8 protein-coding genes and 1 pseudogene are annotated in these 8,133 nt (G+C 36.4%); all 9 read left to right on the top strand.

Annotation, left to right across the window (positions count from 1 at the left end; translation table 11 throughout):
* Positions 1-18 precede the first annotated feature (18 nt).
* On the top strand, positions 19-3,402 hold the full coding sequence (locus ACTTKP_RS10065; protein WP_442553773.1) for a PRTRC system protein E: 3,384 nt from the start codon (positions 19-21) through the stop codon (positions 3,400-3,402).
* Between the two features lie 237 nt (positions 3,403-3,639).
* Complete coding sequence (locus ACTTKP_RS10070; RefSeq protein WP_442553779.1) at positions 3,640-3,750, top strand: hypothetical protein; 111 nt, start codon at positions 3,640-3,642, stop codon at positions 3,748-3,750.
* Positions 3,728-4,030: pseudogene (gene glyA, locus ACTTKP_RS10075) on the top strand (serine hydroxymethyltransferase); the annotation flags it as partial. The gene ACTTKP_RS10070 and the pseudogene glyA, both read left to right, overlap by 23 nt.
* Complete coding sequence (locus ACTTKP_RS10080) at positions 4,020-4,982, top strand: AEC family transporter (protein WP_442553774.1); 963 nt, start codon at positions 4,020-4,022, stop codon at positions 4,980-4,982. The pseudogene glyA and the gene ACTTKP_RS10080, both read left to right, overlap by 11 nt.
* Positions 4,983-5,019: 37 nt before the next feature.
* Complete coding sequence (locus ACTTKP_RS10085) at positions 5,020-5,148, top strand: hypothetical protein (protein ID WP_442553775.1); 129 nt, start codon at positions 5,020-5,022, stop codon at positions 5,146-5,148.
* Positions 5,149-5,171: 23 nt separating this feature from the next.
* On the top strand, positions 5,172-5,294 hold the full coding sequence (locus ACTTKP_RS10090) for a hypothetical protein (RefSeq protein ID WP_442553780.1): 123 nt from the start codon (positions 5,172-5,174) through the stop codon (positions 5,292-5,294).
* A 47-nt stretch (positions 5,295-5,341) separates the two neighbouring features.
* Positions 5,342-6,454 carry a hypothetical protein gene (locus ACTTKP_RS10095; protein WP_442553776.1) on the top strand — a complete coding sequence of 371 codons (1,113 nt, stop codon included), beginning with the start codon at positions 5,342-5,344 and terminating at the stop codon, positions 6,452-6,454.
* 342 nt (positions 6,455-6,796) lie between these two features.
* The gene (locus tag ACTTKP_RS10100) at positions 6,797-7,249 is read left to right on the top strand and encodes a hypothetical protein (RefSeq protein ID WP_442553777.1); all 453 of its coding nucleotides are present in this window, start codon (positions 6,797-6,799) and stop codon (positions 7,247-7,249) included.
* 28 nt (positions 7,250-7,277) lie between these two features.
* Entirely contained in the window at positions 7,278-8,021 is a 744-nt protein-coding gene (locus ACTTKP_RS10105) for a DUF4261 domain-containing protein (protein ID WP_442553778.1), read from the top strand.
* Positions 8,022-8,133 lie beyond the last annotated feature (112 nt).

Here is an 8,133-nt window from a genome sequence, read left to right on the forward strand (position 1 = left end):
GGAGGTATGGAGGTTAGTATGGCAGGCAAACTTGAAAAAGCGGTGGAAATTTATCGCTCTCTGGGATATGAGGAAACAGATTTTGAAGATATTTTAAACCTTGGAACAGGAAGCAGTGAAGAACAAAAAATTGCAAGAGAAGGACTGAAAGCCGGTGAATGGTTGGAAATTAAGCAATTATCTGAGAATACTTACGGCTTTGTTCCTGTTGTGGATGTCGATTTAGGCAAACTTGCAATCTTTGCAATCCGTGTGGGAGTGGATGCCAAGCGTGCAGCACATATTTTAAGGCAAGGCAGTGAGGTTGCTTTAAAGGCTGTTGAGGCTCGGGGTGAGACTTATGCTATGAATTTTATTAAAGCTGCCTGTACTTCAAACAGGAGAATATGGGAGCACTCTTTGTCGGTTCTCGGTACATTGGCGATAAAACTGGTTCATCAAATGAATCTTGATATTCCTGAATCGGTGGAGTATATGAAGGACTGGACAGCAGTTGCGGCAATGGTTTTGGGCTCTGAAAGAAAAGAACAAAACTTTGACGAAGGATTTGCACCGGCAAAAGAGGATATTATAAGAAGATTTATAGAGCATATTGAAATGGGTATTTCTGTGAATGTACCGTCAACAGGGCCTTTTTCAAAAGTGCTGATCTGGGGTGTAGAGAATAATGTGCTTACAAAAGAAGCTGCTATGGAACAGGTATTTTATGCACTAAATATGGCACAAAGACCGGGAGACAGAAAAGAACTGATGAATGTTTTGGAGCAAATAGGACTTACGGATGATGATATCAGATCTCGAGCAGAAACAATCATTCCACTGTTGGGACTTGGAGAAACCGCTTTACTTGAAAGATTTGCACCGGTTCTTATAGAAAATGCTTCAGAAGATTTGCTGTATCAGGTACTTATTTCCTGCAGCTTCGCAAAGGTTAAGAAAATCAAAAAACTGATTTTAAATGCTACATTAAAAAGAGAAAAACCGAAGTCTGCAAAAGAGTATGAAGAGTGGATCTTACTGTATAAGCAGGATGAGGATAAAAGTATATCAAAACTTGCCGACAGTCTGGAGAAGGCTTGGGGCTTGGAACTTGAAAAAGAAGATGTAAAAGCAGAGGTACAGGGACTTTGGAGGGAAACACCGAAACTTTGGGAACTTCCTGAGTTTGAAATCGGAGAAGCTTCACCGGAGGCGTTGACGGATTTGGTGGCAGTGATTTCAGAAAGAAAGGAAAGTGTTGCGGATATTACTTTTGAGAGATTTATTGCTATGGCAAATAACATTGCATACAAAAATCCTGATGAGGCTAAAATGAGTCTGGCAGGAATTTCGAACAATGACTCAAGCGGCATATTGGCACTTGGTATATGGGCAAAAAATCTGGGAAATAATATATGCCCGGATAGAATGAGAGAAGTGTGGGATGGTGAAAAACAAGTTTTAAAAATCGTGTATGGTGAACTCTTATATACAAGAAGACTTGTGTTATTTGCGTCTATCGACAAATGGCCCTGCTTACTAAGCACTCCGAGTTATGAAGATTTAAGTATCGGATTATCCGATTTAGTCAATCGTCTGCTAATATATAAAAATGAAAATTTATCATATGTTTCAGAACCTGATTTACAACTTGCACTTACAAGGCTCGACATTGATTCGGTTACAGAAAAAGATGTAAAAGAGTACTTAGAAAAACTAAATGATATAAATTTGAAAATCTTACTTCCGTCAGGAGAACTTTTACAGGATGAATACGGAAATGACATATCAGCAGGTGAAATAATTGTCGAATACTTAAAAGATCCATATATTGAACCGGAATTTATACCCGGAAAAACCTCATCTTGGAAGGTGGAACTTGATATGCCAAAAAGTCTGAAAGCCTTACCGAATAGATTTTCATACAGCAATGATTCTATGTTTTCTATGTTTCCGACTTGGGGAGATTATGCTCTTACGGCGGTACACAGAGACTGTGAGGTATACCATGGGCAGGGTATAATTTTAAGACAGATAGCAAGAAGAAGAAAGCCGATTACAAAGGGTGCACTGATGAACTGGCTTGCTATAGAGAGTAATCTAAGTGATGAGAATGCAGAAGATGTGATTAATGCAACCCATGAAGCCTGGGAAAGGGGACTTCTGCTTCCGGATACAGCAGATATTTCTTATCTGGATTGGAATGGTGATACGCCCTCAAATCTGGCAAGTATGGCTCTTTCTATGGAATGTATGGCAAAAGACGGTATGCTGAGCGTTGTATGGCAAGCCGCCTGTGATACTGTGGAAGTATCGCTTGGGGCTCCCAGAATGCTGACAGGAACTGCTGAGGTTGTAAAGTTTTTAAGAGATTATCTGGATGAGGTTGTCATGGCTGTGCAAAACAAGCTTGCTCCTAATAGTGTATTGGAAATGAAGGCAGTTAAAAATCTTGCTGCTAAATCAGGGGCTTCAAAGGCAGTAGGCTATGCAAAGGAAATCGTGAATAAATTAAAATCTTTTGATACAAAAATTATAGAAGAACCGGAAAACAGTGAAGAGGCATCGGATACTCTAATATCAAAAAATGACTTTGATGAAGTATGGGTGACATTACCTGAGCCAAAAACACTTATCCCCGATAATGTTTCTATGAGTGTAAAAGCTGTTGAAATAAGAAAAAATGAAAAAGTTTTTCAATTTAACTTAAATCTGCCTGATGTACCTGAGTATGAATATCAGGTAACAATAGCCGGATGGATTTACGGACTTAGAAATGAGGGACAGGTTTCAGCATTTAAGGCTAATCATAACGGGGAAATTATAGATGAAGAAGAAAAGTCTGTATGGCTTCATTATGATAATATAAAAAAGAAGATTGTGGTAAGCAGGTTCAGAAATTGGAGAAATGAAGAAAACGGTCCGTTAGAAGGAGAATCCACCCCATATTCAAAGACTCTCCTCACTATTGCTGTGGCACTTTTGGCTCAGGACGGAGAAAGTATTTATGGCGCAAAAAGCCTTACCAAAGAATTGATAAAATCCGGTGAGCTGAATGTGAATACATTGAGAGATATTACAAGAGAGTTACTGCTTCATGAAGATATCAGCCCTGCAAAGCTGGTACGGGTGGTTGAGAAGGAAAGAGAACTTCTGAGTGTGTTTTGGGTAATGCTAAGTGAGTGTATCAAATATGCTGGAGCAAAGACTGTGAAAAATAATAAGCCACCGGTATGGATAAACAGAATTTTGGATATTTGTATTTACTATGCAGACTATTTAAAGGAAGCAGCCGGCAGGGGATTTATTCCTCCGGAAGATGCAAAATGGCAAGGTCTTTTAGAAATTGCAAACAGCAGTGCCAAGTCTGCCGCAATAAAAAAGGCAAAAATCCTGTTAAAAATATTGGGATTGCGTGAGTGAAGAATGGGCGGGCAATACATTTGCTCCCTATTTTGTAAACACAATATCAAGCTGCTATGATTGGGATATGAAAGAGTTAGAAATTAGAGGCAGATAATCGATTACAGAAGCTGAAAGAAAATTATTCTTATTTACTATCTGAGAACAAACACATATAATAGACCATAGCAGGTGAAACTAAAATAAATAACTAAAGGAGTAAATATGGTAAAAGATATAATGAATTTTATCCGTGAAATGGATCCGGAAGTGGGAGCAGTACTTTTTGTGGACATGGCTCATATTGCAGGTCTTATTGCTGCAGGTGTGCATCCAAGCCCGGTTCCTTATGCTGGTAGATTTAACTAATTTTGAGGGAGTATCAGGAAAAGACATGCAGAACCTCTGCGATGAAGTGAATATTACTTTGAATAAAAATAGTATTCCGTCTGATCCACGTTCGTATTTTGTGACTTCCGGAGTGCGTATCGGCACTCCTGCTGTGACAGCCAGAGGATTTAAGGAAGAAGACATGGCAGTTATTGCGGACTGTCTCTTCAAAGTTGCAACAGATTTTGAAAATAGCAAAGAAGAGATACTTTCTAAGGTTTCAGTATTAACTGGGAAGTATCCGATTTATGAGGGATAATATGCAGGCAATTTCTACAATTTTTCCCGTATTTTTCATCCTTTTCTTAGGGATACACGCAAGAAAAAAAGGATGGATTAATCACGAACAAAATAATGGATTAAAGACTATCGCTTTAGATATATTATTTCCTTTTCTTATTTATCATATAGTGGCAAGTTCTGTACTTGATAGACAGATAGCTTTGGAAATAGTTTATTTAATTGCAGTCTGGATTTTTGTTTATTTTTTAGGAAAGATAATATGCAGGATGTTGCCTGGAAACTTAAAAGACCTATCTCCATTTCTACTCTTAACCTGTGAGGGGGGAGCTGTTGCTCTTCCATTGTATTTAAGTATAGTAGGTTCATCCTATATCCTAAATCTGATTCCTTTTGACTTGGCGGGAATCCTTATTAACTTTATCTTTGTACCGACAATATTACAAATAAGGCGTAAGGAAGATTTAAAGATCTTGCCATTAATAAAAAAAGTAATCTCTGCTCCTTTTGTTATAGCAGCCTTGCTGGCTGCAGTTACCAATTTGACCGGTTTACATCACCTTATTTCACAAAGTGAAGTATTTGGTTCAATTTATGAAAATACAATGGGGGCAATAATAGCACCTGTCTCAGGTCTGATTCTTTTTAGCTTAGGCTATGGTATTAGACTGAAGAAGGGATATTTATCTAATCTAATGAAATTAGCTATTATCAGGATAATATTCTGTACAGGTATAATAGCATCATTTTTTCTTCTATTTCCTTCCAAGATGCAAGACCCTATTTTTTCAATGGGTGTGATTTTGTATTTTTATTGTCCGACAGGCTTTCCGGTTCCGCTTCAGATAAGGGAAATATTGGATTCGGAGGAAAAAGAGGAGTTTGTTTCAGCATTTATTTCAATATTTTTACTAATAGCATTGGTAGTCTATGTGGCTCTAAGTATTTATTACAAAAGGTTGCCTTCGTAATATTTTAAGCCTTGTAAGATTGGGATGTCAAAAGCATTTGACACTTGCATTTTCACATCTTAATAAAGTATTGGAAAATGGCCGTACACCTATGGAAGAATACAGTCTGGCTGCGAAAGAGACGGGGTGTCTTAACTGGGCAGGCATGGAGGATGATGAAAGCTAAACTTTGAAGAACCTTATCAGACAATTAAATTTGCAACTAAAGAAGAGTGCTATAAGTATTTACAGGGAAAATATGCAGGCTATACAGGAGAAGGTCTGGTAAAGCTCTTTGTTATGGATAATAATAAAATGGTTGAAGTGAAATGATGTAATTTAAGCTAATATTTGTGATGTGCTGAAAGCAAGGGGATGTTATGGAAAGAGAAGCGCAAAAGTGTAAACAATGTGGCAGAGAAATATATTTTGATGGTATTTGTGCTGATTGCAGAGCAGAAAATAGGAAGAATGAAATCTTGGCAATGACAGAAGAAGAAATAGCTGTCGGAATAAAAGAAATTTGTGAAGAAATGGAAGCAACCGGTGACTTGGATAAAAACCATGGAATCTTTATAAAACTGTTGGATTACAGAGACATAAATACTGCCAAAATAGCCGAAACTGCTTTTGAGCATAAGGTTTTCTATCCTTGTGAGCTATATAAAGATGCTTATGAAGATATAGTAAAATCAATGACAGAAATGATAAAGCAGGATGATATAGAGTCAGGACTTGCGGGACATTTATTATTATGTCTTGCTGCAGCCGGTGGAGATGAGGTGTATCAGACCTTTTTAGAGCTTGAAAAACATCCAAGAGAGTGGAGAAAAAAGCTATATGTCAATCCTTCATTTTATGCGACCTATGGCGGCTGGTCTTATGATAAGGAAGGGAATTTTATTAAAACAAATTTTGATAAGTGCTATCCTCTGGTAAAAGGAACAATGGAAGAGAAGAAGAAAAGTCCAGTAAAAATCGGTGTCAGGACTGATGAAAAATGTCCTAAATGTGGCTGTACTGTTGTAAATCTTATGGAAATTGATGGCAGGGATGAAAGACTAGATTTTATTGGCATAGATGGTGTTATTAAAGCAAAATGCTGTCCAAACTGCTTCCAGTTTTCTGGTGGAGATTTTTGCAGATATAGTGTGGATGGAGAAAGTGAAGCTATTTTCGGGGAAGATAGTTTTATAGGAGAAGATTATTTGGGTGAGAGTGGAGTAGAGGAATTAGCTTCAAATACCTATGTTTTAGGTGATAAACCTGTGCCGCTCAGATTTGCGGCTGACTGGTACGGCGGTTCATCTGTTGGTGGTTTTGCCTTCTGGATTCAGGACTGTGAAATAAAGATGTGCCCTGATTGTGGAAAGCCTATGAAGTATCTTGCCCAGATACAATGGGATACAGTGCTTGATGGTATGGAGGGAAATGCTTATATAGAAATATGTAAGGACTGCAAAACCATAGTTATGCTACATCAGCAGACCTAATAGTATGGAGATAATAAAATGGGATATAACATAAAGAAACTAAAGCTTGAGTTAAAACGAAATAACCCCAATAACTTTAATTTTGAATGTAGAAGAATGAAGAGTGTGAAGGAATATAACTATGGAAGATAATGTACTCAGGGTAGTAAAAATAGATAAAGAGGCTGTGTATGAATTTATTTATGAGAATTTTATAGCTAACCAGAAAGAACTTTTGGGAGTTTTCTAAGTTTTATGTGGTGTAAAACAAAGAGGAAAATTTCGAAAAATAATTATAGGCATTTTGAAAAAAGATAAATAGCATAAGATTACAACTAAATTTATAGCATAGGAGCGGAAGGTATGAAGAATAAAATTTTAATCGGCAACATAGAATTTGTTTTAGATGATAGTGGTGATTATATGGGCAAGATGGATGTATGGGGAAAAGAAACAGATATTCTTCTGGAGATAAAAGCCGATGAGAAAGACGTTGAAGACATCGTTTTTGAAAAAATTAACTGGCTTAATAAAAACAGAAACAAGATAATAGATACATTTATGGAGGAAAATGACTATTTTATAGAAAATATTAATGATATGATTGAAAGTGGTGATTTTACCGCAGATGGAGAGATTACAGAGAAAGATTTTATCGAATCACTTTTTGTGAATAATGTCGTAATTTATATAAAAGGAAGTGAAACAGATTTTATGCTGGATTTAGATGCAGAACCGGATTATTTATTAGGACATTTGGCTTGTATGGAGATAGACAGTGAATATGTAGTTGAATGTGGCGGAATAAACGGGTAAAAGTAAATAATTAAAAAGGAGAATAAATATGTCAACATTTGTAGGATTTGTATTGCTTGAAAGAGCAGATTTTGATGCTGAAAAATATGTTAAAGACCTCAAAGAGGATTGGGGAATGAGCTATGATTTTGAAATAACACACGATAACAATACCATAATTGCAGATAACAATGGTATGATTTTAACTGCAAGCTTAATGCCTGCGCCAATTCCTGATAATGAAGCAGTAGAACAGGCTAAAACTAATTACAGATGGGATGGTGCAGTAGAAGCGGCTGAAAGGCATAAGGCACATCTATTGGTATCTGTAATATACCATAAAGATGATGTCAATGCTGTTTCACAGGCGAAATTATATGTGAAACTTCTTGCAACTGCAGCAAGACAGAAGGAGTGTCTTGGTATTAATATACTGGGAACGGTTATTCATCCTCAGATGTATTATGACTTTGCAAAATTATATGATGAAAATGATGATTTTCCAATAGAAAATATAGTTTATATTGGACTTTATGGAGATGAAAATAATACTGTTTCAGGTTATACCTATGGTATTGAACAATTTGGCAAAAAGGAGCTTGAGATAATTAAAAGTTCTGAAGAAGCTGAGGAAGTCTACAATTTTTTAGCAAGTATTTCTGATTATATAATTACAAGTGATGTAGTGTTAAATGATGGAGAAACTATAGGCTTTAGTGAAGAACAGAAAATTCAGATTTCTGTTTCGGAGGGGATTGCACTGGATGGAAAGACGATAAAGCTTGGGTTTTAAGGAGTATATAGAAAAGAAAGAGTATTAAAAAAATGAATTAACAAATGCAACGAAACTAACTTATCGTTGCATTTTTTTGTTATTACATATATAATTAAAACAGATTTGAAAG

Source organism: Catonella sp. (genome assembly GCF_052169795.1).
In the GTDB taxonomy this organism is placed as follows: domain Bacteria; phylum Bacillota; class Clostridia; order Lachnospirales; family Lachnospiraceae; genus Catonella.

What these genes read in the sequence shown, in the direction of transcription:
- ACTTKP_RS10105 (WP_442553778.1), top strand. Translation starts at nt 7,278, where the DNA reads ATGTCAACATTTGTAGGATTTGTATTGCTTGAAAGAGCAGATTTTGAT.
- ACTTKP_RS10080 (WP_442553774.1), top strand. Translation starts at nt 4,020, where the DNA reads ATGAGGGATAATATGCAGGCAATTTCTACAATTTTTCCCGTATTTTTC.
- ACTTKP_RS10070 (WP_442553779.1), top strand. Translation starts at nt 3,640, where the DNA reads ATGGATCCGGAAGTGGGAGCAGTACTTTTTGTGGACATGGCTCATATT.
- ACTTKP_RS10065 (WP_442553773.1), top strand. Translation starts at nt 19, where the DNA reads ATGGCAGGCAAACTTGAAAAAGCGGTGGAAATTTATCGCTCTCTGGGA.
- ACTTKP_RS10095 (WP_442553776.1), top strand. Translation starts at nt 5,342, where the DNA reads ATGGAAAGAGAAGCGCAAAAGTGTAAACAATGTGGCAGAGAAATATAT.
- ACTTKP_RS10100 (WP_442553777.1), top strand. Translation starts at nt 6,797, where the DNA reads ATGAAGAATAAAATTTTAATCGGCAACATAGAATTTGTTTTAGATGAT.